23 protein-coding genes are annotated in these 24,918 nt (G+C 38.0%); 18 read left to right on the top strand and 5 right to left on the bottom strand.

Features of this window, described 5'->3' with window-relative positions; genetic code table 11:
- Nucleotides 1–6: 6 nt before the first annotated feature.
- The 4 genes from SanaruYs_RS15785 to SanaruYs_RS15770 form a co-directional block, all read right to left on the bottom strand.
- A complete protein-coding gene (locus SanaruYs_RS15785) occupies nucleotides 7–372 on the bottom strand; it encodes a T9SS type A sorting domain-containing protein (RefSeq protein WP_127123564.1) in 366 nt (121 codons plus the stop codon).
- A 402-nt stretch (nucleotides 373–774) separates the two neighbouring features.
- Complete coding sequence (locus SanaruYs_RS15780; RefSeq protein ID WP_127123563.1) at nucleotides 775–1,173, bottom strand: VOC family protein; 399 nt, start codon at nucleotides 1,171–1,173, stop codon at nucleotides 775–777.
- A gap of 276 nt (nucleotides 1,174–1,449) precedes the next feature.
- Nucleotides 1,450–1,869, bottom strand: a complete 420-nt coding sequence (locus SanaruYs_RS15775) for a nuclear transport factor 2 family protein (RefSeq protein ID WP_127123562.1) — start codon at nucleotides 1,867–1,869, stop codon at nucleotides 1,450–1,452.
- Nucleotides 1,866–3,059: a THUMP domain-containing class I SAM-dependent RNA methyltransferase gene (locus tag SanaruYs_RS15770; protein ID WP_127123561.1), complete on the bottom strand. Its 1,194-nt coding sequence runs from the start codon at nucleotides 3,057–3,059 to the stop codon at nucleotides 1,866–1,868. The genes SanaruYs_RS15775 and SanaruYs_RS15770 overlap by 4 nt, the downstream gene beginning before the upstream one ends.
- A 105-nt stretch (nucleotides 3,060–3,164) precedes the next feature.
- Here SanaruYs_RS15770 and pyrF point away from each other — a divergent pair, with 105 nt between their 5' ends.
- From pyrF to SanaruYs_RS15745, 5 genes are read left to right on the top strand one after another with little or no spacing between them, the layout of a single operon-like run.
- On the top strand, nucleotides 3,165–3,983 hold the full coding sequence (pyrF, locus tag SanaruYs_RS15765; RefSeq protein WP_127123560.1) for an orotidine-5'-phosphate decarboxylase: 819 nt from the start codon (nucleotides 3,165–3,167) through the stop codon (nucleotides 3,981–3,983).
- A 17-nt stretch (nucleotides 3,984–4,000) separates the two neighbouring features.
- The gene (locus tag SanaruYs_RS15760) at nucleotides 4,001–5,278 is read left to right on the top strand and encodes a DUF2851 family protein (RefSeq protein ID WP_160118691.1); all 1,278 of its coding nucleotides are present in this window, start codon (nucleotides 4,001–4,003) and stop codon (nucleotides 5,276–5,278) included.
- Between the two features lie 56 nt (nucleotides 5,279–5,334).
- Nucleotides 5,335–6,573, top strand: a complete 1,239-nt coding sequence (locus SanaruYs_RS15755) for a hypothetical protein (RefSeq protein WP_127123558.1) — start codon at nucleotides 5,335–5,337, stop codon at nucleotides 6,571–6,573.
- Nucleotides 6,574–6,587: 14 nt separating this feature from the next.
- Nucleotides 6,588–7,226 (top strand): DapH/DapD/GlmU-related protein, encoded by a 639-nt coding sequence (locus tag SanaruYs_RS15750; RefSeq protein WP_127123557.1) that lies wholly within the window; start codon nucleotides 6,588–6,590, stop codon nucleotides 7,224–7,226.
- A 32-nt stretch (nucleotides 7,227–7,258) separates the two neighbouring features.
- Nucleotides 7,259–8,122: a nucleoside phosphorylase gene (locus tag SanaruYs_RS15745; RefSeq protein WP_127123556.1), complete on the top strand. Its 864-nt coding sequence runs from the start codon at nucleotides 7,259–7,261 to the stop codon at nucleotides 8,120–8,122.
- Here the strand turns inward: SanaruYs_RS15745 and SanaruYs_RS15740 are convergent.
- A complete protein-coding gene (locus SanaruYs_RS15740) occupies nucleotides 8,119–8,370 on the bottom strand; it encodes a hypothetical protein (protein ID WP_127123555.1) in 252 nt (83 codons plus the stop codon). The genes SanaruYs_RS15745 and SanaruYs_RS15740 overlap by 4 nt on opposite strands.
- 154 nt (nucleotides 8,371–8,524) lie before the next feature.
- Here SanaruYs_RS15740 and SanaruYs_RS15735 point away from each other — a divergent pair, with 154 nt between their 5' ends.
- The 13 genes from SanaruYs_RS15735 to SanaruYs_RS15675 all read left to right on the top strand — a co-directional run bounded on the left by SanaruYs_RS15735 (nucleotide 8,525) and on the right by SanaruYs_RS15675 (nucleotide 24,665).
- The gene (locus SanaruYs_RS15735) at nucleotides 8,525–9,754 is read left to right on the top strand and encodes a M16 family metallopeptidase (RefSeq protein ID WP_127123554.1); all 1,230 of its coding nucleotides are present in this window, start codon (nucleotides 8,525–8,527) and stop codon (nucleotides 9,752–9,754) included.
- Between the two features lie 7 nt (nucleotides 9,755–9,761).
- Nucleotides 9,762–10,409, top strand: coding sequence for an O-methyltransferase (locus tag SanaruYs_RS15730; protein WP_127123553.1), 648 nt, complete (start codon nucleotides 9,762–9,764; stop codon nucleotides 10,407–10,409).
- 2 nt (nucleotides 10,410–10,411) lie between these two features.
- Nucleotides 10,412–12,115 carry a LysM peptidoglycan-binding domain-containing protein gene (locus SanaruYs_RS15725; RefSeq protein ID WP_127123552.1) on the top strand — a complete coding sequence of 568 codons (1,704 nt, stop codon included), beginning with the start codon at nucleotides 10,412–10,414 and terminating at the stop codon, nucleotides 12,113–12,115.
- Between the two features lie 124 nt (nucleotides 12,116–12,239).
- Nucleotides 12,240–12,653 (top strand): response regulator, encoded by a 414-nt coding sequence (locus SanaruYs_RS15720; RefSeq protein ID WP_246011924.1) that lies wholly within the window; start codon nucleotides 12,240–12,242, stop codon nucleotides 12,651–12,653.
- Nucleotides 12,654–12,710: 57 nt separating this feature from the next.
- Nucleotides 12,711–13,637 carry a DUF3078 domain-containing protein gene (locus tag SanaruYs_RS15715; protein WP_127123551.1) on the top strand — a complete coding sequence of 309 codons (927 nt, stop codon included), beginning with the start codon at nucleotides 12,711–12,713 and terminating at the stop codon, nucleotides 13,635–13,637.
- Between the two features lie 114 nt (nucleotides 13,638–13,751).
- A complete protein-coding gene (locus SanaruYs_RS15710) occupies nucleotides 13,752–15,308 on the top strand; it encodes a helicase HerA-like domain-containing protein (protein WP_127123550.1) in 1,557 nt (518 codons plus the stop codon).
- Nucleotides 15,309–15,885: 577 nt separating this feature from the next.
- Nucleotides 15,886–16,764: a NotI family restriction endonuclease gene (locus tag SanaruYs_RS15705; RefSeq protein WP_127123549.1), complete on the top strand. Its 879-nt coding sequence runs from the start codon at nucleotides 15,886–15,888 to the stop codon at nucleotides 16,762–16,764.
- A complete protein-coding gene (locus tag SanaruYs_RS15700; protein WP_170177239.1) occupies nucleotides 16,761–17,657 on the top strand; it encodes a DNA adenine methylase in 897 nt (298 codons plus the stop codon). The genes SanaruYs_RS15705 and SanaruYs_RS15700 overlap by 4 nt, the downstream gene beginning before the upstream one ends.
- Before the next feature lie 534 nt (nucleotides 17,658–18,191).
- Nucleotides 18,192–20,672 (top strand): ATP-binding protein, encoded by a 2,481-nt coding sequence (locus SanaruYs_RS15695; RefSeq protein WP_127123548.1) that lies wholly within the window; start codon nucleotides 18,192–18,194, stop codon nucleotides 20,670–20,672.
- A 2-nt stretch (nucleotides 20,673–20,674) separates the two neighbouring features.
- The gene (locus SanaruYs_RS15690) at nucleotides 20,675–21,313 is read left to right on the top strand and encodes a hypothetical protein (protein WP_127123547.1); all 639 of its coding nucleotides are present in this window, start codon (nucleotides 20,675–20,677) and stop codon (nucleotides 21,311–21,313) included.
- Nucleotides 21,310–21,948: an HNH endonuclease gene (locus SanaruYs_RS15685; RefSeq protein WP_127123546.1), complete on the top strand. Its 639-nt coding sequence runs from the start codon at nucleotides 21,310–21,312 to the stop codon at nucleotides 21,946–21,948. Before SanaruYs_RS15690 ends, SanaruYs_RS15685 begins: the two co-directional genes overlap by 4 nt.
- The gene (locus SanaruYs_RS15680) at nucleotides 21,938–23,536 is read left to right on the top strand and encodes an Eco57I restriction-modification methylase domain-containing protein (RefSeq protein ID WP_127123545.1); all 1,599 of its coding nucleotides are present in this window, start codon (nucleotides 21,938–21,940) and stop codon (nucleotides 23,534–23,536) included. Before SanaruYs_RS15685 ends, SanaruYs_RS15680 begins: the two co-directional genes overlap by 11 nt.
- A gap of 373 nt (nucleotides 23,537–23,909) precedes the next feature.
- A complete protein-coding gene (locus SanaruYs_RS15675; RefSeq protein ID WP_127123544.1) occupies nucleotides 23,910–24,665 on the top strand; it encodes a DUF6090 family protein in 756 nt (251 codons plus the stop codon).
- Nucleotides 24,666–24,918: the final 253 nt, after the last annotated feature.

Here is a 24,918-nt window from a genome sequence, read left to right as displayed (position 1 = left end):
ACCATGTTATTCCTTGATTAGCCTGACATGCCATTGTTTGTCAGCAGCATCGAGGCGAAGAATGTAAAAGCCCTGCTTGAGTTTACGCACATCAATACTAGAAGTACCCGCGGGTATTGGCATTGAGAGTATGGCCGAACCCGTAGGATTGTAGAAATGAAGGTTACCCGCCTCCAAGCTTGATATTTGTATGAAATTGCCAGCGGGATTTGGGTGCACGTTAAATAATTCAAACTTGTCTTTAATCCCGACTACTTGCTCGCAAAGTTGCGATTGATCCACAGATAGGGCCGCAACATAAGATACTTGGGCATGTGATTGATTACAGATTAAAAGCCCTAACAGGAGGCAACACAAGGAGATTTTAACCATACAGTTTTCATTAAAATTTGTATAGTAAAAATAACGCTGAAGCTCTGTTCGTATGAATTTAAGCCCGATACAAATGGTCTACAAGGGTGAAATTTGAGTAGATATAAGATTAAAAGTTCAGAATGTGTCTTGAATGGATCACTTGGGCCTCACCCCTGCCCCTCTCCAATGGAGAGGGGTGATGGAGAGTGGAGTAGGTTAGAATTTAATTAGGTTATGGAAAAGTATCTCATTAAATTTTATTGCATTCATACAGCAAAGAGGTTTATTCAATTGCGAGAGCGTATTTGACTATTATTTATTATTCGCTGGATAATTAAGTGGCATCAATTATTTTGAAGGAATACTAACCTTGAAATGGAAAAAGTCCATAAGATATTGTAAATCGTTTATTAACTAAACTCAGTTTGTAATAGGCTCAATCAAATCAATCAGATTACCATATAGATCCTCAAACACAAGCACTTTGCCATACGGCTCGTCAACAGGCCCACGAACAATTTTTACGTTGTGCCTTTGTAGATTTTCAAGATCAAATTGAAAATTTTGTGTGTGTAAAAACAGGAATACCCGACCACCTGTCTGATTGCCTATCCTGCTACTTTGTTCTTCGTTTGCTGCTTTGGCTAATAATAATCCGCAGCCTGTATTACCGGACGGTAATACCACCACCCATCTTTTGGTGGAAGACATTATTTTGTTTTCAACAAGTGAGAAGCCTAAAACGCGGGTATAAAAATCTATGGCTTCGTCATAATCACGCACAACCAATGTGATGTAGGCAAAGTGTTGAGTACGCATAGTAATGTTGTTTATTTTATCTGCTAGTCCGTGTCTTTACCTAAAATCCGTCTGACCGCTGTTTGCAGCGCAATAGAGCGGTCTGACGGATAGCCTTGGAAGTTAATTTTGTTATTTCAAACTTAGAAGTATTAAAACGGACTAGCTGATTATTTTTTTTCGTTGTCTTTAGTTAGTCTCTATTATTAATCCTCTCCTTTAGAGAGGACAGGAGGTGAGCCTGCCTGCACGTAGCCGCTTCGGCAAAGGCAGGGCTAAAAGACATTGAATTTCTGTTTATATTTTACATGAATGTCTGCTGATTAACTTCCAGCGACCATTCAGTTTCACATAAACTTCTGTGTACAATAGTTTCAAGGAAAAATCCGTTGTATTCACTTTGCCAACAAATGTTCCTTTACCTGTTACAATAGCGGTTTGTTCAATCAGGTTCACACTTGATTCTTCCACTACAATACTTTTGTATTGCAGCTTACCACTTTTCATGTCGTTCAAAACTTCATCACGGTTTTGAATCCAACCGTTAGAATGTACGTAGCTAACTTTATCGCCAAGCAAATAAGTAATGGAATCAATGTTATTATTAATCAGCCACTCAAACTTTTGCTTATGCAGTGCATCAACTTTTACTGCTTCTGATTGAGCAAGTACTACAAATGAAGTAAATAGAAAAACAAGTATGGAGATAATCCTCATGACTCAGCCTTTAAGAGTTTGTCCTTATCGCGTGTACCGGCATACAATTCATATTCTAACAAACGACAATCAATTTTTGCATTGTAAAATTCTATACGCTTGCTGGCGCGCAAACCAATTTTTTTAGCGAGATCAAGATTACCCGTAAAAATATAGCCTGTGTAGCCTTTACATTGTTGTTTCAGAAAATCGCCCACACGTTTGTAGGTAGCCTCCAGTTCATCAATTTCTCCTAGTCGTTCGCCATACTCCGGATTAAAATACACAACACCTCCACCTTCTTCTGGCACATAGGTATCAGCAAAGTCACATTTTTTTGTTTTGATGTATTCGGAAACGCCTGCAATCTCAGCATTAACTTTAGTTACGTTCACGGCATCTTCACTAATATCTGTGGCATGGATTACCAAATTGGGTACTTCCTTCACCTGATCTTTTAGCTTTTGAAACTCGCGGTGGTAATTGCCAATTTCGAAACCAACAAAGTGCATGAAGGAGTAATTTCTTCGGAACAAACCAGGCTTACGCTGAGTCGCCATCAGGGCAGCCTCCACTGCAATTGTACCAGAACCACACATGGGATTAACAAATGGTGATGCCTTATCCCATTTAGTTGCATATAAAGTAGCTGCTACTAAAGCTTCCAACATTGGTGCCTTACCCGGTATTTTTCTATAACCATGCTTGGAAAGTGTTTCACCCGAAGTATCGATAAATACTTCAGCTTCATCATCTTTCCAATATAAATAGACAGCGGCTTTATCCATGTTCGGTCCACTGTTAGGTCGCGTACCTGTTTTATGACGGATTCTATCTACTATAGCATCTTTCACCTTCACATTTACAAACATGGTATTGTTAATGCTGGGTGTATCCACATTGCAGGTTACTGAGAAATAACCTTCATTAGGAATGATATCCTCCCATGGAATCTCTTCGAGGCCGCGGTAGAGTTCGTCACCATTTTTGGCGCGCAACTGACGTAACGAAAAATGAACCTGACTGGCACAGCGCAAATTCAGATTGAGCCTGATGCAATCCTGCATAGTGCCCATTAACTCAATGCGTGTCGGGTAAGCGCCTTCGGGGGAATAGCCCAGGTCTTTAATTTCCTGTTCTAAATAGGGAGCAATTCGCTTGTTACAGGTTACAATAATGCGACTGCTTTCTTTAAAAAGTTCAAATGCCATGCTGCAAGTTCCGATTTTTTCAATCAATGACCACAGGCTTACAAAAAACTTATTTAGTATTAATAATACCTTGGCTAAATACTTTTCCTTTCCCTAATTTGAAGCATGAATCGCAAGCAGTTATTTGACCTCATTAAACAGAAGCAAACTTACTTATGCGTAGGCCTGGATACAGACCTCGACAAAATTCCGAAGCACTTATTGTCTGAGAAAGACCCTGTTTTTGAGTTTAATAAGCAGATTATTGATGCTACCCATCAACATTGTGTAGCCTATAAACCCAATCTTGCCTTTTATGAAGCACTCGGGCCGAAGGGCTGGGAGAGTTTGCAAAAAACACTGGAATACATTCCAAAAGATATTTTTACAATAGCTGATGCCAAGCGTGGCGATATTGGCAACACTTCATCCTTATATGCCAAGGCATTTTTTGAACAACTAAATTTCGACTCTATAACGGTTGCCCCCTACATGGGCGAAGATTCAGTAAAACCCTTTTTAAAATTTAAAGATAAGTGGGTGATTTTGCTTGCGCATACTTCTAATATTGGTGCAGCCGATTTTCAGCTCATAGAATCAAAGGCGAATGGCAGACGCTTATATGAAGAAGTGATGCTTCGTGCGCAAAGCTGGGGTAGCACCGATCAGTTGATGTTTGTTGTGGGCGCCACTCAGGCCGATAAAATTGAAAGCATTCGCAAGCTTGCACCGGAACATTTCTTCTTAGTGCCTGGCATTGGTGCACAAGGAGGAGACCTTGAACTGGTGTCGAAGTTTGGTATGAATGAGCAATGTGGTTTATTAGTAAATTCTGCCAGAGCCATCATTTACGCATCAGCTGAAAAGGACTTTGCGCAAGCCGCCAAGCGTGAAGCAGAAAAGGTGAGTGAAGAGATGAAGATTTATCTGAATAAATATCTTTAGTTTAACTTAAAATCGTTGTGACCGAAGCCTTTCTCCATTACATATGGCAATTTCAATACTTTGATAAGAAGGACTTAGTCACGACTGAAGGGGAAAGCATTGCAATAATAAAAACCGGCTTTTACAACACACATGCAGGGCCAGATTTCTCCCAAGCTAAAATAAAAATAGGATCGCTGGAATGGATTGGCAATGTTGAAATTCACATTAATGCTTCTGAATGGCAACAACATAAACACCATCACGACAAAGCCTATGATAATGTAGTCCTCCATGTTGTTTGGAAAGATGATAAAGCAATTAAAAGAAGTGATGGCAGTCAGGTGCCCACACTGGAACTTAAAAACAGAATTGAAGACTCGTTATTACTCAACTATAAGAACCTTGTTAACCAACCTGCTTCTATTCCTTGTGCACACGCACTAAGTGCAATTAATAGTTTAACTAGAATTTCTACCTTAGATAAAGCCCTTGCACAACGATTAGAAGATAAAGCGCAGGTAATTCTAAAAGCATTGCACGAAAACAATAATGATTGGGAAGAGACTTTCTATCAATTACTAAGTAAAAACTTTGGTTTTAAAGTTAACAGTGAAGCCTTTTATGCGTTGACTAAGGTAATTCCGTACCGAAGCATATTAAAACACAGTGACAAGCTTTTGCAACTAGAAGCTATGCTATTTGGTACTGCCGGTTTACTCGAGAAAGTAAAAGATGACTATGCCAAATCCCTGCAGCGGGAATATCAATTATTACAAAGTAAATTCAATCTTGCTAAAAAACAGCTAAACGAAAGTCAGTGGCGATTTTTACGATTACGACCTGCCAATTTTCCAACCCTAAGAATTGCTCAGTTTGCTACCCTCCTATCGGTGCGTAAAAACATATTTTCTACAATACTAGCAACAGAATCCATTCCAGAATTGAAACAACTTTTTGATGTTACGCAGTCTGACTACTGGCAAGCTCATTACAGGTTCGATAAAAAAAGTAAAAAAACTGTTCCTGGTTTGGGAGATGCTGCAATCGAGAATATCATTATCAACGCCATTGTGCCAACACTTGCAGCCTACAGTATTTATAAAGATGAAAGTATTTGGATGGATCGTGCTGTCGAATTTTTAAGTAAGATTAGTCCTGAGAAAAATAGTATTGTCAGCGAATGGAAAGCACTAGGCTGGCCTGTTGCCTCTGCATTTGATAGTCAGGCATTGATTGAATTAAGGAATAACTTTTGCAATAAGCGATTGTGTCTTCAGTGTACTATAGGGCATACTTTGATACAAAAGACATGATGTCCCTGATAACCCTTCTTTCAATATCACTAATTGCTTTTTTCGTTTTTAAGGTAATGAAGAAAGCGAATGCAGCTATAAAGCCTTTTTATCTGCCAGCATTGTTTTTGCATGTTATTGCTGGCATTAGTTTAGGATTGCTCTATGTGCATTACTATGGTGAAAGTGACACACTTATCTATTTTCAGGAAGGCTTGAAACTGAATGAATTGCTATTTTTAGATGTAAAGGGATACCTGAATTTTCTTTGGAGTAACGCAGGTGATGATACATTTTTGCAGACACTGGTTTACACAGACAAGCGAGCCTTGTTTATGGTTAAGATCAGTAGTTTAGTTTTATTATGCTCACTTAACAACTACTGGATTGCTTCAATATACTTTTCAGTGATCAGTTTTTTAGCCAGTTGGCAAATTTCAAATCTGCTCAATTATTACTTTCCAAGTAAACGAAATGCCATCATCTTCTCATTTCTGTTTATCCCTTCCGTTGTATTTTGGTCGAGTGGTGTAGTGAAGGAAAGTGTAGCCTTGGCATCTCTTTTCTGCATCGTTAGCAACTTTATCAGGCTTTATAAAGACGGTAAGCTTGTATGGTGGCAATGGCTTATGATGATTATTTGCATTTGGCTTCTTTACAACTTAAAGTATTACTATTTGGCGGTTGTTATACCTGTAATTATTACAAGCCTGGTAGTTAAACGCATTATAACTTATTGGCCTAAGTGTTTATTCATTCAGGAATTATTATTGTGGTTGGCTATCTTCTGCACCTTTAGCTTATTGGTTACCCAACTTCATCCTAATTTTTATCCGAGTCGTTTTCTTTCAGTTATTTATAACAACTACCTGGCTTTTATTGCTAACTCCGCACCTGAAGATGTCATGCATTTTCAATATTTGTCAGAAAACTGGATAAATGTGACGCTCCTTTCACCGTGGGCATTTGTATCGGGTTTGTTCCGGCCATTTATTTGGGAGAGTACAAATGCACTGCAAACGATCGCAGCGATAGAGAATACCTGTTTCTTGGTATTGACCATCAGCAGTTTACATGGTTTAAAAACTTTAGCTAAACATCCCGACAGGATTTTAATTTTTGCAACGCTGATCTATTGTTTTGTGCTTAGTGTATTTTTAACACTCTCAACACCCAACTTTGGCACCTTAATTCGATACCGTGTAGGTTTTTTACCCTTTTTTATTTTCCTCACAGCCAGTTCAAGTCCTATCTTTAACCTGATTATTAATTTATTATCAAGTATCAGGCAAAAGCTTGTTGGTAATAAGCCCTAAACGTATTTTTAGATATGGACAATCCTGTACTCATTTTCGGTGCCAATGCATTGGGCCGTGCAGCAAAAGAAATTTTCGAAAACAATGGCAATGTGGTTTTTGGTTTTCTGGATGACGATAAGAAACTTCATCAAAAGGAAATCGACAATGTAGTGTGCTTAGGCAGCACTGATGATGATGGTTTTTTAAAACTGATTGGTAAAAAATGCGAAGCCTTTATTGCTGTTGACGATATCAAATTAAAGAAGAACCTGACCGAGATGTTGAACGATGTTCGACACGTACAACCCGTTAATGCCATACACAACCAAGGGTCAATGGGTAGTCACGTAGAACTGGGCCATGGTAATATGATTGATCAAGGTGCGAGAATTGGTGCCGGAGTAAAAATGGGGAGTCATTGTATTATTCATGCCAATGTGGTAATAGGTGTTGGTGCTGAGATTGGTGATTACGTTAACCTTGGTGCTGGGTCGATAATTGGTAGCGGTGTAAAAATAGAAGAAGAAGTATTTGTAGGAGCCGGAGTAACAGTGGTTGCTGATATAACACTTGGTAAAAGAGCGCGAGTAGGTGCAGGATCGGTAGTGATTGGTCAGGTGAAATCAGGTGAAACTGTTTTTGGAAACCCTGCTCAAAAAGTGAATAGTTAGTAGTTAGTTATAAGCCCCTTAACTAAAGCAGTATGGGTAAAATTTCTGAAACCGATCTGATTTTAAATGAAGATGGAAGTGTGTATCACCTCAATCTTCTTCCTAAAAACATCAGTGATACCATAATCGCTGTTGGCGACCCCAACCGCGTTTTTCAGGTAAGTCAGTATTTTGATGACATCGATTTTGAAATGAACAAACGTGAGTTCATTACACATACCGGTAAGTATAGCGGCAAAAGAATAACAGTTATCAGCACGGGCATAGGCACAGATAATATCGAGATATTTTTAACTGAGTTAGATGCTTTGGTTAACATCGATTTGAAAACGCGAGAACCTAAGGCACGCAGAAAGAAATTACGCATCATACGTGTTGGTACCTCCGGTGCTATTCAGGAAGATATTCCGTTAGACTCGCATTTGATCAGCGAGTATGCTATAGGTTTTGATAACCTGATGAATTTCTATGACCTGCCCATGGATAAATTCGAAAAAAGCATAGGCAGGGCGTTGAAGAAGCAAATCGGCCTCAACTTTTCACCTTATGTGGTAAAAGGATCTGAAAGCCTGCGTGATCTATTTAAGAAGGAAATGATCATTGGTAATACAGTAACTGCACCTGGCTTTTATGCACCACAGGGAAGAGAAATGCGCATACCTGCACGTTATCCTAAGCTGTTAGAAGACCTGACTTATTTTCATACTAAAAATAGCGATTTCTGGCTTACCAATTTAGAAATGGAAACCGCTGCTTATTATGCACTGGGGCGTATGCTTGGTCATGAAGTAATCAGTCTTAATGCCATTATCGCCAATCGCGTTAAGAATAAGTTTTCGAAAAAACATACCAAAACCGTTGATGAACTGATCAAAAAAGTGCTTGACCTTGTTTAAGCAGTTACCCCACTTTCCATGCGTTTAATATGTTTGCCAGCCTGGAACGGACTATCGTTGTAGAAGCCGGACAAAATACGATGCGCAATTTGCTCAATAATCAATTCACTATCTGACTTACCATCCTTGCCTCTCCAATACACTCGGTTGGGGTGCTTGCGCATATCCTCTACATATGCCTTGGCGCGTTCAAACTGGTCGTTAGTAAACGTGATCGTAAAACAGGTTTTAACTTGTTGAGTTTCCATAGCAATAATCAATTAGCAATGAGTATACCAAAATAATTCCTCCACTAAGAACAAAATCAGCACTATCATTGTCAATATCACGACCGAATTCGGGCATTTGCGTTCGACTTCGCGACAAATACACTGGCATAATTGATTAAATTGCAGGGCATTTATGAAGGACTGTACTATTTTCAAACTCAGCAATGGCATTCGTGTTGTTCATCAGCACATTGCACATACTAAAATTGTTCACTGCGGATTATTTCTTGGCATAGGTAGCCGGGATGAAAATACCGAAAACCAGGGTATAGCACACTTCTGGGAACACATGGCATTTAAAGGTACAAAGAAGCGATCCACACTTGATATTATTACCAGTTTAGATTCGGTAGGTGGTGAGTTAAACGCTTATACCGACAAAGAGAAGATTGTATTTTTCGCTTCGGTACGCGATGAATATTTTGAAAGAGCAGTAGACCTGCTTTCCGACATCACTTTCAACTCTACCCTACCCGAAAAAGAATTGGAGAAAGAACGAGGTGTTATCCTGGAAGAGATGTCAATGTATCTTGATAGCCCCGATGACTCCTTACAAGATGAGTTTGAAAACATAGTCTACCCAAAACATCCGATGGGTATGAATATTCTTGGTAGAAAAGAAACGGTAAGTCGTTTTACACGCAAAGATTTTAAACAGTTCTTTGATGAAAACCTGAGCAATGATAAAATAGTATTTAGCTGTATTGGTAACATCACTTTAGCTGAAGTAGAGAAGATGGCCAAACGTTATCTTGAAAAACGTTCGTTGGGAAAAGCGCTGGCTAAACGAAAAAAGATCAACATCTATAAATCGAATGAAAAAATACTGACACGAACTGTTAAGCAGGCTAAGTGTGCAATAGGTAGTCGTGCCTATCCTATACACCACAACGATCGTGTAGCTTTCTACTTACTTGTTAATATGCTTGGTGGCCCAGGCATGAACTCAAGACTCAATCTTTCCCTACGCGAAAGGTATGGCTATGTGTATTCCATAGATGCCCATTACATTCCTTATTCTGACACAGGTTTGTTTGCTATTTTTTTTGGTACAGAACCTAAGCAGTTAGACCGTTGCATTAATCTTGTTAAAAAAGAACTTCAACGTTTTCGCGAAACCAAGTTGAGCCCAAAACAACTTAATGAAGCAAAAGAGCAAATTAAGGGGCAAATGGCCATGTCGGAAGAAAACAACCTGAGCTTGATGATGATGATGGGAAGAAGTATTTTAGACTATAACAGGGTGCCGTCTATTGAAGAAGTTTTTGAGAAGATTAATGCCATTACACCCGCTAAAATGCAACGCATTGCCAACGAAATGTTCCGCGAAAAAGATTTAAGTCAACTTATCATTAAATCATAATTATACAATGCCCTTGGACATTACCCACCCGCTTGTTCAACACTATGCAGAAAGGTATACATCTACTGAAAGTGCATTGTTACAAAAAGTAAATCGCGATACACATGCCAAGGTGTTAATGCCACGTATGCTCTCTGGTCAGTTACAAGGCCGTTTTCTGGCAATGGTGAGTCGTATGATAAAACCGCAAACCATCCTTGAATTAGGTACTTACACCGGCTATTCAGCGCTATGTCTTGCTGAAGGACTTGTTAAAGGTGGCAAGCTGATTACCATTGACGCCAATGAAGAATTAGAAGATACTGTAAGGGGGTATTTTAATGAATCAGGCTACGGCACATCCATTGACTATCGCATTGGAAAGGCTGCGGATATCATTCCAAACTTAAAAGAGTCATTCGATCTGGTGTTTATCGATGCAGACAAAGAAAACAATGGTAAGTACTTCGATTTACTGATCAATCGTGTAACTTTAGGAGGCTTTTTATTGGTTGATAATGTTTTGTGGAGTGGAAAAGTGGTAGAAGATAAAATTGATAAAGACACACGAGCTATATTATCATTTAATGAAATGATACAACATGACCAACGTGTTGAAAACGTTTTGCTACCACTGCGTGATGGACTGATGCTAATGCAGAAAGTAAAAGAGTAAGTATGAAAATTTTGACCGCGCTATTTTTTGTTGTCGCTCTGTCGGCAGCAGCGCAACCCTACGAGGTACCACAGGTTCCGCATAAGCTGAACGTTGCCGGCATTACGCTCACCATTCGCGATGATGCAAGGCGGGAAATTCAAAAAGATGTTGACGCACTTTGGCAATCGCCCCGACACTTCAATATCAAAGTTGAGCGAGCAAAAACATACTTCCCAATTATCGAGAAAATTTTTGCTGAAGAGCGAGTGCCCGATGATTTCAAGTTCCTGGTTCTACAAGAAAGCGCACTAATAGCTGATGCCGTTTCTGTTTCTAATGCAGTAGGCTTTTGGCAGTTCAAAGATTTTACGGCCATGGAAATGGGCTTACGTGTGGATGATCAAATTGATGAACGCATGAATATTGCTTCTGCCAGTAGGGGCGCTGCGCAGTACATCAAAAAAAATAATTATCGTTTCAACAACTGGATTTATGCATTGCAGGCTTATCAGATGGGAGCTGGTGGGGTAATTCGTTCTGTAAAAGATGTAGAGAGTGGTACAAAACACATGAACATCACTTCCGAAACATATTGGTATGTGAAAAAATTTCTTGCACATAAAATTGCATTCGAAAAAGCTGTAGGAGGTAAAGCCCAACAGCCAGTAAGCACATATCAAAGTGATGGTGAGCAGTCCATTAACGACATTGCAAAAAAAGTAGCTGTACCTGCAGAAGAGTTATTAGCCTTTAACAAATGGATACGAAAAGGAAATATTCCGGGTGATAGAACTTATGCTATAGTAGTACCCTTGCCTGCTGATAAGCTGCCAATACAGAAGGAAGAGAAATTTGTTAGTAAGACCGTTCAAGGTGAAGCAAAAGCATCAGCGCTTGTAAAAATTCTGATTAACGGAGTGCCTGCTACCAAGTCACTGGCAGGCGAAAACATGACTACCATGGCCAAACGTTTGGGATTGAGCTTACCTAGTTTTATGAGTTATAACGATTTACAGGGTTTTGAAAAAATTGAACCAGATAGGTATTACTTCTTGGATAAAAAGAAAAACAAAGCAGAGCAATCTGAAACCTTTGCTGAAAATGGAGACGACCTTTGGCGTATCAGTCAACAGTTTGGTGTATCCCTCAAAAAACTTAAAAAATATAATAGAACCAGCGACATAAAGCTAAAGGAAGGCCAGTCTGTATGGTTAGCATCAAGAAAGCCCAAGAATTTCGACACCAAAACGACAGAAACACAAATTACAGACGATACCTACTTCAACTGGGGTGCTGAACCTGCAGAAGTATTACCGCCAATGGTTGAGGTACCTGTAGAAAAGCCGATCGTGGCTGATAGCACAATAAAAGTGGATATGCCAAAAGTGGCAACAGTACATGTCGTTCAAGCTGGCGAGAATTTAACTGCCATTGCCCGTAGCTATAACGTTAGTTTGCATGACCTGATTCGTTGGAACCAACTTGGTGACAATCGCGAAATAGAAGCAGGACAACGTTTGCGGCTTACTGAAAACACAGATTTGAGTGAAATACCTTTGCAACAAACAACAGTTCATGAGGTAAAAGCAAGTGATACCCTTTACAGTATTGCCCGTCAATATGGCATTACCATCAAGAATTTAATGGAATGGAACGGGAAAAAGGATTTTACCCTTTCTATTGGCGAAAAGCTTACAGTTTATAGAAATCAGTCCAACAATTAGATATTTCACCAAATAACGACTCTTTTATAGCCTCAATTTTCAGGTATAGGCTTAAATATTAGGAGAAAAAGGATAATTTTGCGGCTAGTCAAGACCAATTTTTCAGACTTCTTAGCGAATATTAATGCATACAGATACAAAGGCAATCGATTTAGTGATGTTGGTGGACGATAATGATACCGATAATTTCATTAGCAAGCGGATAATCGAGATTACGAAGTTTTCTAACCGGGTTGAAGTAAAGAGCTCGGGGAAATCAGCATTGGATTATTTGAGAGAAAATCAAAATACAGCAGAGAATCTGCCAAGCCTGATTTTTCTTGATATTAACATGCCTATCGTTGATGGTTTTGTTTTCCTATACGAGTTTGAAAAATTCAATGAACTCGTTCGTAATAAGTGCAAAGTCATTATCCTTTCCAGCTCCGACAACAAGCGTGATATTGATAAGATTGTAAACAATAACCACGTTATTAAATTCATCACAAAACCCCTCACCGAAGTGGCTTTAGATGAAATTAAACTCAACAACATTTAACAACTCTTGCTTCTCAATGGTTATTGTAGTTATTTAACTGCTCTAAAACCATTATTCATGAAAGCGCTAACAAAAGCAAGCCTGGGCACACTTGTACTGCTTGTTATTACCTATACCTATAGTACTGCACAAATTGTAAAGCCCGATACACTCTCCAACTGGAAGAAGAAAACTGCTTTTGGGCTTAACTTTAACCAAGCCTCTTTTTCGTCAAACTGGAAAGGTGGTGGTGTTAACTCAATAGGCTTTAATGGATTGTTCAATCATAAAGCCAACTTCTCAAAAGGGAAAAATAAATGGGATAATGAAATAGACCTGCAATATGGTTTTGTCAACAACGCAGGCCAGGGTATGCGTAAAACACTTGACCGTATTTATCTTGATACTAAATATGGTCGCGATCTCAGTGAAAAATGGAGCATGTTTTCTTCCCTTAACTTCTTATCGCAGTTTGCACCAGGTTATAACTATACTAAAGATGCTGCCGGAATAGAAGTGGAAAATATTATATCAGATATTTTTGCACCAGCCTTTTTTACTGCAGCGCTCGGTTTTGAATACAAACCTGTAGATTATTTTAAAGTAAGAATTTCACCGATGGCTCCCCGGTTAACCATTGTTCAAGACCCTACACGTTTCACACAAACTGTGGCTCCGGCACCTTACGGTGTAGACTCAACAGGAACAACACGCTTTGAGTGGCTTGCTTTTCAATTAACAGCAGACTTTAATAAAGACGTTGCCAAAAACATTAATTTAAAATGGCGCTATATGCTATTTGCCAATTATGAAACACTAGAAGGAAAAACAATTGACCACAGGCTTGACTTATTACTGACTGCTAAAGTAAATCGTTTCTTCAATGTAAATTTAGGCGGAGTGCTTATTTACGACTTTGACCAAGATGATGAAGTACAATTAAGTCAGCTGTTTAATTTTGGGTTCTCTTACAGCATACAGAATTACCAAGAAAAGAAAAAGTAAAATCAATCAATCATCACAACTAATCCAATGAGGCGATTATACAGTAAACCTACTGAACTAATCGCCTCATTTTTATTGACCGTCTTCTAACTTGCTTAACAGTTTTTTAAAGCTATGTCAAAAGAAAAATTTATCACTTCAATACAAAACTCGTATACACAAAATCCTAATAGCATCTATTTAGGAGCAGGTATTTACCAATCAGCCATTGTAGCCGAAGCAAGTGTATACCTTTCTATGCGCATGATGAACAGACATGGCTTAGTAACCGGTGCAACAGGCTCGGGCAAAACACGAACCTTGCAATTGCTGGCCGAGCAACTTTCCAATGCCGGTGTGCCAGTGTTTATGCCCGACATGAAAGGCGATTTATCAGGTATGGCCGCTGAAGGTCAGCGCAATGCTAAAATCGATGAGCGTGCACAAGCACTGGGTATAAATTTTTCTCCCGCTACCTTTCCTGTCGAGCTCTATTCATTAAGTGGTAAACTGGGTGCGCAAATGCGCGCCACCATTACAGAGTTTGGCCCCGCTTTGCTAAGCAAAATTCTTGAACTTAACGACACACAAACCGGTGTACTCAATATCCTGTTTAAATATGCAGATGATAAGCAGTTGCCCATGGTTGATTTCAGTGACTTAAAAAAAGTATTGAATTACCTTACCGATGGCAAAGGTGCACTTGAAATCAAAGCTGATTATGGAAAGATTTCTTCAGCCACTGCATCTACTATTCTACGCAAAATTGTTTCATTAGAGCAACAAGGCGTAGACCATCTTTTTGGAGAGCCATCATTTGATATAGAAGACCTGTTTGAAAAAATCGATGGCAAAGGTGTTATCAGTTTATTAAACGTTTCAGATATACAAAGTCAGCCGGCAATTTTTTCAACCTTCATGCTTTCACTTTTAGCCGAGCTATACCAACGTTTACCCGAAGCAGGCGATCTTGATAAACCAAAGCTTATTTTCTTTTTAGACGAGGCACACTTGCTTTTCAAAGATGCACCCAAGGCATTTTTAGATCAGATAGATCAAATCATCAGACTTATTCGTTCTAAAGGTGTAGGTATTTTCTTTTGCACACAAGTTACGCAAGATGTACCGGCCAATGTGCTGGCACAATTAGGCAATCGCATACACCATGTCATTCGTGCTTTCACACCCAACGATGTTAAGGCGCTAAAAGAAACAATTAAAACTTTTCCCAAGTCAGCATACTACGACATGGAGCAACAGTTTACACAATTGGGCACAGGCCAGGCATTTATTACAGTGCTTAACGAAAAAGGTATACCGACCGAAACCGTAGTAACACATTTGGCACCGCCAGTTTCTGTAATGGGGCCCCTTGCTGAAGCAGACTATCAGCATTTGTTAGAAAGCTCCGACATGAATAAAAAGTATAAAGTTTCAGTTGATCCTGAAAGTGCTTTTGAAATGTTGAATGAACGCATGGCCCAGCAACAAGCGAGTGATGAAGACGCACAAGAAACCGAGCGTAAAACAAAAACCACAACGACAAAAAAAGCAGAGAAATCAACCTTTGAAGAAGTGATGGCCTCCCCTGTTGCCAAACAAGTAGGCCGTGAGTTGGTAAGAGGAGTATTTGGAATGCTCTTTGGCGCTGCACCGCGCAGAAGCAGCAGAAGAAAAACGAGTTTATTTTAAACTGTAAGTTTTGTTTGCGTCACTCATTACAATCGATAGCTACAACATAAATAAACTTCATTTTTTAAAATCATCGTCTCCGCAGAAACGATGATTTTATCACATAGCCTTCACCAACCTCGCTTAGTCAAGCTAATTAAATGGTAAGCATATGGGGGCAGCCACTCGTGCCTCGTGCCGGGCTATACGCTACAATCTTTTTGCCCCACGCTAAGCCTCGGCTGCAAAAAGGATTTCCGCTGCTATCCCTGCTGCGGCTTGCGTATAAGATTAAACCCAGTGCAGTGGTATTTCCAACCATTAAAAAGAGTAAAACAATTGCAAACCTGAACAAAATGTTCCGATATTAGGAAATATATACAACGACCGGATTTATATAATAAAAATATATTCAATAGATATGAATATAGCCAGTCGTTACCGCCAATGCCCCGAGTCCGCGGACAGTGACGACAAAATCTGAAAGATTGAGTTTCGCAGACAAGAAACTAAACACTTGACAGTCAGACCTTAAAGACTAGGCTGTCGGACAAAAATTCGGCTCGAAAAAACTGCGAGATTTGACTAAATTTGAAAAATGATTGAAGAAAAAGTACCCAGCCAGCCTCTAGCAGAAGTCTTTGGGTTTCCAATAAATAATGAGTCAGCAAGAGCAAAACGTTACAGAGAGAACAAGCTTTGTCCATACAATAATATTGTTTCGAATTGCACCAAGAATAGCATTGAGTTTCCTTTAGGTGTTTGCAGTTTAAATCACAAGGAAAAGCCGGTTATCATTTGCCCAATTAGATTTAGAGAGGATTGGAGTATTATTAGCGATGCAGCAAGCTTCATCTTTGACAAAAAAGCTACATGGACACATGTGGGTGAAGTCCGCTTAAAGGACAAGCACGGTAAATCAGCGGGGAACATCGACTATGTTCTTGTTTCTTATGACGACAAAGGACGGGTCGTTGACTTTGGCTCATTAGAAGTTCAAGCAGTTTACATTTCTGGAAATTTAACTGGACCATTTACAGCTTACTTAGAAGAACCTTCACCGAGCTTTACTTGGACTCAAGCATTCAAATTTCCGAAACCCGACTATCTCTCATCTTCGAGAAAAAGACTTATTCCTCAAATTATAGCAAAGGGCTCAATTCTAAAGCAGTGGAAGAAAAAGCAAGTCGTTGCACTTCAAACAAGTTTCTACAAGACTCTTCCAGATTTACCTGAAGTTGACAAGGCAGAATCTGATTTCGCCTTTTTCCTTTATGACCTTGTACCGACTAAGAGTAAGACCTTGGAATTAAAATTACAAAGGGTAGTTTACACCAAGTTTGCAAAAGCGTTAGAGCAAATTGCAAAGTTTGAAGCTGGCTCAATAAAAGAATTCACCGAGTTGCTTCAGAAAAAACTGGATGCAAAGCGAGCTGGAAAAGCTGACACTGACAATGAAAATATTGTTGTCGAATGAAAAGCCAGCTGACCATATTTGAAATTGGTGAAAACCCGACAGCAAACCCAATCGTAAATGTTGCTTCGGTACCACAACGTAGCCCATTTAGATATCCCGGTGGAAAAACATGGCTAGTTCCTATAGTAAGACAATGGTTAAAGCAAAATGGAACACCAACTAATCTATTGATTGAACCATTTGCTGGTGGTGGAATTGTAAGTTTAACAGCAGCTTTTGAAAAGCTTGCCAACCGTATTACGATGGTTGAATTGGATGAAGAAATTGCAGCCGTCTGGGAAGTAATTTTGACAGGAAAAGGTAAATGGCTTGCTGAAAGGATTTTAAAGTTTGACCTAACTCATGAAAACGTAAAGAGAGAGTTAGATAAACCAAACAAGAAACTTAGTGATATTGCATTTTGCACAATATTAAAGAATAGAATTTTTCATGGAGGTATTTTAGCTAAAGGTTCGGGGATGATAAAAAACGGAGAAAACGGGAAAGGAATTTCTTCTCGCTGGTATCCTCAAACTCTGCACGACAGAATAGTAGCAATCGACTATGTGAAAGAAAAAATAGATTTTATAAAGGGTGACGCTTTTGAAATCTTAGAAGAGAACTCAGAAAATAAAAGTGCTTATTTCTTTATAGACCCTCCTTACACAGTTGCAGGTAAGCGACTCTATACCCATTTTGACATTGACCATGAAAAATTATTCTACTTGACCTCGAAGTTGAAAGGCAAGTACATGTTGACATATGACGACACATCAGAAATACGACATCTTGCCTACAAAAACAATCTGGACTTTAGGACGACTCCAATGAAGACAACTCACCATTTGGAGAAAAGAGAAATAATAATCTCAGACAATTTTAAATGGTGGACACAAGGCAACGGTGGACAATGAAAGGGGCACTGGCGGTAACAGCAGCTATTTGCAATGGCTGGGTGACGTGTATTTAAAAAGTTCTATCTTCGCTATTACGTTTAGTCACGGTGGATAAATACGGTTTCAAAAGCCAGCCACTGCAAATAGCCAAGCGTTGGTAGCAATAGGGCCCGGACAAATTTGTGTTCCAAAAAAACAGACGACAATTTTTCAATGAAGATTTCCCACGGGGACAAGTGAACGGCTTCGCAGACAACTTGGACTTTGAAAAAAATTAAAACGTGGGACAGGTTAAAAAATAATACAGCCGACCCTTCGCATTTTTAAGGAGATTGTACTTCGACTTGCCCCACGCATTTGGCACATGCCATAGCAGCGCAAACCCACCGCGACACCAAAGCTATGGCAAGAGCCAAGCCTGAGCAATGCAAACGACACGATAGAGCATACATCAGCAATTTTTATCGCTGTAAATCAAGCAATTAGGAGCATATTTATCTGAAGGGAATCTTCCGAAGATTTGATTAAATTAGCCAGAATATTTTTGCAGTAATGAGTAAAATACCCTTCAAAGTATCAGCTAGAACCGCCAAACTGATTGGACAAGAGAACTTCTCTAATCCCGAAGGGGCAACGATTGAATTAGTAAAGAACTGCTATGATGCAGATGCTAAAAACTGTTTGGTCGTTTACGATATTTTGTTTGATAATGTTCCCGAAACAATTTCTGCCAAAGATTTTAAGACCTATTCATTACAGAACGAAACAGTCAAGGCAAGTTACAAACTTAAAGGCGGCAAATATTCTTTGAGCAAAACTTCAAATGAAAAAAGAACAATTGAGTTGACCTCATTTTTCTTCTCCTTTAATTCAATTTATATCATTGATAACGGGGAAGGAATGACAAAATCCGTCATTCAAAATCAGTGGATGGAAATTGGAACTGGCAACAAAGAAATCAATTATATTTCAGATGATGGGAGAATAAAAACTGGTGCAAAGGGAATTGGAAGATTTGCACTTGACCGCTTGGGCTACTTTGCCGAAATGTGGACTGTACCCAAAGACAAGAAAACAGGAAAGGGGTTTTACTGGAGTATGGATTGGAAACAATTTGACAATGCAAATAAATCCATTTCAGAAATTCAGGCCGACTTTGAAGAAAAAGACCTGAATTTAAAATCTTTCTTGCAAGAAAATTTTAAGACTCATGCACGGCTAAATGATTTTATTAAAACAAAATCATTCTCCAATGGAACAATCATTAAGATTTCAAAGCTGAAAGATAGTTGGAATGACACGAGCTTGCGTAGTGTTTTTAAAAGTTTAGAAGCTTTGATTCCACCAAAGGAATTAGAAATTCCTTTTGCCGTAAACTTATACGAACTACAAAAGCCAAAATCATTTGGCGAAGTAGAAACCGCTTACTTTAATGATTACGATTACAAAGTTTTTGCAGCATACAATGCAAAAGATTTGTCCATTTCACTCGAAGTCACAAGAAGTGAATTGGATTTAAAAAAAATAAAAAAGGATTTTGCATACATTTTTAAAAATACGAAGAAACCTTTTGACTTAAGAACTTTACAGAAAAAGGAATTTACTCTTTCAAGAACAGCAAACGAGATTCTTAAGTGGGAAGAAACCAATTATAGTAAGGCAACATTAAAGCGTTTAGGTAGTTTTAATTTCTCTTTTTACTTTTTAAAAAATCAGGTATCTCAAAAAGAGGACTATCCCTATTTGCCAATAAATTCAAAGGAGAGAAAGGAAATTATAGAGCGATTTGGAGGAATAAAGATTTACAGAGATTCATTTCGTGTAAGACCATACGGAGATACTGGAAACGATTGGTTGAAACTTGGAGAAAGAGCCGCAGTAAGTCCGGCTGGTCCTGGCCAAAGAATTGGTGATTGGAAAGTAAGACCAAATCAGATTGCCGGTCTTGTCTCAATATCACGTATTGAGAATCCAAATCTACTTGATAAATCTGACCGAGGCGGTTTACAAGAGAATGAATCTTTTGAAACACTGCAAAAATTACTGAAAGCAATAATTGCGGAGTTTGAGTTAGACCGAACTAAAATCTTAAACCCGTTCTATCTTGATGCGAGAGTAAAGGAAGAAAAGGCCAGAGCAGAAGAGATAAGAAACGAAGCCGAGAAGTTGGCTGACAAAATTCTTTTAGAAAGGGAGAAGATTGAAGAAAAGGGTAAAAAAGGCGAAGAGGAAAAGACGACTTACAAGAAACTAATTGAAAAAAGTCTTGAGAAATTTGAAAAGCGTGATGATGAGGATGCTGAGATAGCACAAATCAGGACACTGGCAAGCTTAGGGTTGATTGTTTCTTCTTTTTCCCACGAACTCAAAGAAGCAAGAAATAATTTTTCAGATATAGAAGACCTTGAAAAAACCTTCAATAGGATTGTTCCCGATGAGAAAAGGAAAAGCATTGATTTCAAAGATGGCATAAACTCCATTGAACGACTTAAGTTGGCAAATGAAAAAATTGTGCATTGGGTGGACTATTCCTTGACAGCTATAAAAAGGGATAAACGAAAAAGAGAAGCCATAAAATTTGACAAATACTTTCTATCGTTGATTAAAAATTGGAAAACAGTTTTAAAAAATAGCAACATAGAACTAGATGTAAAAAACAATATCAAAAAGTCGTATGTTTATAGGGCCTTTGAGATGGATATGAATACAATCTTCAACAATCTAATCTCGAATTCTATTGACGCATTTCATAACTTAAGAGTTATACGCGATAGAAAGATTGTGATTGCTTTTTCCGTTGTTAAAGATAACATTCAAATAATTTATTCGGACAACGGAACTGGATTATCGAGTATTTTAAAAAGGGATAAAGACGAAATCTTTTTGCCGTTTATTACTACTAAAAAAGAAGGAACTGGATTAGGAATGTATTTAGTGAAAAATGTTGTAAGCGATAATAATGGTTCAGTCGAAATTATTGATTCACCTATTGGGTTTAAACTGAAAATCAATTTTCCAATCAGAAAAAAATAGTTATGAAATACAAAATCGGATACATTGATGAAAATTCCCTTGAGGTAGCGAAGTATGAAAAAGACTTGCGGGCTTATTTCGATGTGATTGGATACGATATAAAAAAAGGATTACCCCTGCTCGACTTAATAAATCAAGTTTATCAATCAGATATTGACTTACTTATGATTGACTACTTATTAGTTGATAAAGGAGTCCTTACTTATAATGGTGATGAAGTAGCAAGAACATTTGAAGAAATTAAGCCTAGATTTCCAATGATAATTTTTACTCACGAGCAGAGTCAAGCTCTCCCCCATGTTGATAATCCCTTTATCATTTGTGATAAAGCAGAAGTGAAAGATAACGCAGGTAAATTTGCTTCAAAATTGACCAAGCTAATTGAGCAATACAAAACATATATCTCAAAGAGAAAAAACCTCATTAACGAACTTCTTGATAAAGGAGAAAGTGAAGGCTTGAAGGCTGATGAAAAACATGAACTCCTTGATGCCCAGTTGGAGCTAAATAATCTTGATAAACGTTCAACTGAAGTGCCTCTCCAACTTCTAACAGATAAAAAACTGGAAGACTTGTCAAAGACAACAAAGGAAGCAGAAGCTTTTTTGGAATCACTAATTAAAAAGAGCAAGAAGAAATGATTCCGTTAAGAGACACAACGCCTACCAGAAGGACTAACCCTACATTAAATCCGACTGGAGAAAATTGGGGAGAGCATAAACCTGATTTAAAGGCAGATTTTAATAACCACTGTGGGTATTGCCACTCTTTTGATGGACACCGACATACTTATTTTGAAGTAGACCATTTTGTTCCTAAAGCTGAGATAAAAAAGAATGGATGGCCGATTTCCCTTACTGGTTATAGCAACCTGGTTTACTCCTGCAAGTTCTGCAACAACAAAAAATTAAACAAATGGATTACTAATAGTCCAACGGTTTATAATGACGGGACAACTGGTTTTGTTGACCCATGTGATGTTGTGTATGATACGCTTTTTTACCGAACTGCGGATGGTGCAATTCGTCCCGTTGCCCATTCCAATTTGGCAAAATGGATGTATAAGGAAGCATTTAAGTTTGACGAAAGAGAAAGGTCAATAATTGTTCTGTGGAACATGAACAGGTTGCGGCAGATTATAGATGCACTTATTCTGCAACTAAATACTCATGCAGTTGGTTCAAATGATTATAATATAATAAAGTTAAAATTGGGTGAATTCACTTTAGAATACTACATTTTTCACAATGAATTGATTGAATTCTATGAGCAATAAAAAAAGTATAGGCTCATATTATACACCAAAAATTATTGCCGATTTTTTGGTGAATTATCTTTCAGATAAATTGAATGACAATAAATTCATCTCAGTTTTAGAGCCAAGTGCTGGTGACGGAATTTTTATTGAGGCAATTTACAAACACAAACAACTCGCAAGAAAAATCAGAAGAGTGATTGCTGTTGAGCAGAGTAAACGAGAATTGAATAAAATCACGAACAAGGTAAAACAAAAAACATTTACAGCGACCCATTCTGACTTTTTGGATTTCCAAAGTAATAGTAAAGACAAATTTTCCTTAGTAATTGGCAATCCACCTTACATTAAAAAGAGTCTACTCAAAAAGAGTCAAATCAATTTTTGTAAATCAATTCACGAAAAAGCAAATCTTGCTGACAACAGACCAAAAAATATATGGACTGCCTTCTTAGTTCGTTGCATTGAGTTTACATCTCCGGACGGAATTCTCGCTTTTGTGCTTCCGTCAGAATTGCTCCAAGTGAAGTTTGCTGCAGAACTTCGTGAGTTAATTCTTAGAGAATTTGATAGAGTGGAGATTTTCACTTTCAATGAGTTACTATTCAAGGACTGTAAGGGTCAAGATACTCTACTATTAATAGGCCAAAGAAAATCTGAACAAAAAGGTGTTTATTACTGCAACATCAACAAACTGGTGGACCTTGAAGAAGGAAAATTTGCGCTTGCACAAAATATAAAAATCAAAGAGTCAAAGTGGACACACCATCATCTTGAAACAGATGAGATAGAACTACTTGAAAAACTTAAGAGTCAACTCCATACCATAGACAATTACTGCTCATCGAAAGCAGGGATTGTTACCGCAGCCAATGATTTCTTTATAGTAGATAAAGAAACAATTGAGAAGTATTCTTTACAATCTTTCGTTAAACCTATTATTCAAAAAGGTGCGTTTGTCAATGGAAGTGTTGTGCTGACAGCAAGGGAATTTCAACTGCTTATAGACAGCTCAAAACCTACTTATCTAGTTGCATTGGATAAAAATTCAACAATTAGAAAAAATGCTAGAATGTGGAGCTATTTAGAAATCGGGAAGCAAAGAGAACTCGACAAAAGGTATAAGACTGCTCTAAGAGATATTTGGTATGAAGTGCCAAATATTGGCAATGCACCTGAGGCCTTTTTCTTTAAAAGATGTAATGAGTATCCGAAGCTAATAAAGAATGCTGCTAGAGTGCTCTCTACGGACAGCGCATATACAATTGCTATGAAAGATAATTTTCATATTGAAAGCCTAATCTTTTCCTTTTATAATTCATTAACATTGGCATTTGCTGAACTACACGGAAGATATTACGGTGGTGGGGTTTTGGAGCTGACCCCTAACGAATTCAAAAATTTACCAACACCATTTATTGACATCCCCCTTGCAAGATTTAATAATTATGTAATTGACTTCAAAAATAAGTCATCCATTAAAGACGTATGTAAGCGTAATGATTCGTTAATATTAAAGTCCTTTGACAATAGTTTGGATGACGACAGTATTGATAAACTTTATAATATTCGCGAAAAACTATATCTACGAAGAATTAAAACAAACTAGCAATTTAGTCGCACACACATTGCCTGGCCGCTCATACAGCCCACATCCAAAGCCAGTCAATAAGTGTGCTCAGCGCAGTGTAAGTCGACAAAGTAGTAATGAAAAAAATGCCCCACCGCACGACTGAATTATAAAGAGAGGTGTATCATTAACGGGTGACGAAAGACAAGGCTTCAAATAAAGTTCGGTGAAGGGCCCTACAGCTACCAACAAAGTGTATGCGCAATTTAAATTTTGTTGTTTATTTTTAAAGGTAAATTTAAACTGCGCATACACAAACGTTGGCTGTAATAGGCCCCGGACGATTTAGTCATCTAAAGAATAGCACACTAGACCAAAAATTGATACCAAAATCATATAGTCGTTTCTTCTTATGGGATTATTAGCTAGAATATTTAACAGACAGGGATCCATTAAAACTCGGAATTACCTTGCTTACGCAATTGGAGAAATTCTATTAGTTGTTATTGGAATAATGCTTGCAGTTCAAGTAAATGACTGGCAAGAATTGGCTAAAAATGAAAATATTCTCAGAGAACATTATATTAACATAAAACTAAATCTTGAAACGGATATCATAGCATTAGACACAGTACTTAAGTCCTCAGAAGCAGGTATTAGGAGCACTCAATCATTGATTAAGCAAATTCAAACAACTGAGAAAGTCTCCGATCAAACAGGAATGGATATTGTCGTTAGCCTTAATTCATTTAAGTTTTATCTTACTAAAACAGGAATTGAGGGACTAAACGATTCAGGGCTATTCGGACTAGTTGATGCCGATTTAAAGCAAGATATCTTAAAATATTATTGGCAATGTGATAAAATTGTAAACTACGAAACTGCTACTAGGACCTTTTTGAATGAGCAATACGAACCTCATTTTTATGAACACTATCCAGAAGCCTACCACGTAAAAAACCCATACTCGATACTTAAGCCCTACTTTAAAGACGATCCTAGAAAATTATCTTTTATAGATGAGACCAAATTTTTAAACGATAGAAAATTTGAGGCTTTAATTATGGATAGGCATTGGTTGAGTCTAAGATTAAAGCAAGAGTACTCCAAAGCAATACCCCTTGCTAAAATAATTATATCAAAAATTGATAGTATTATTAAGAAGTAAATATGCTTGAATTTAACCAATAGACTAGATAATTAATAGACATTGAGAAAGCCTACTGCTGCCAACAAAAGCTATAAAGCATTACTTTTGATTAAATATTTTTTAAAGGATAAAAGTAACGCTTCATAGCCCAGCGATATCTATGATTAAAAAAAGTTATTTCTAACTATTTTTTAATTCTGGTGTGTAAGGTGTTCCACGATTCACAACAGCTACAATTCTGTGCAACAGTTTGTTTCGAACAGCATTGATC

The organism is Chryseotalea sanaruensis (assembly GCF_003990915.1).
In the GTDB taxonomy this organism is placed as follows: Bacteria; Bacteroidota; Bacteroidia; order Cytophagales; family Cyclobacteriaceae; genus Chryseotalea; species Chryseotalea sanaruensis.
This window is presented reverse-complemented; position numbering and strand designations above follow the sequence as displayed.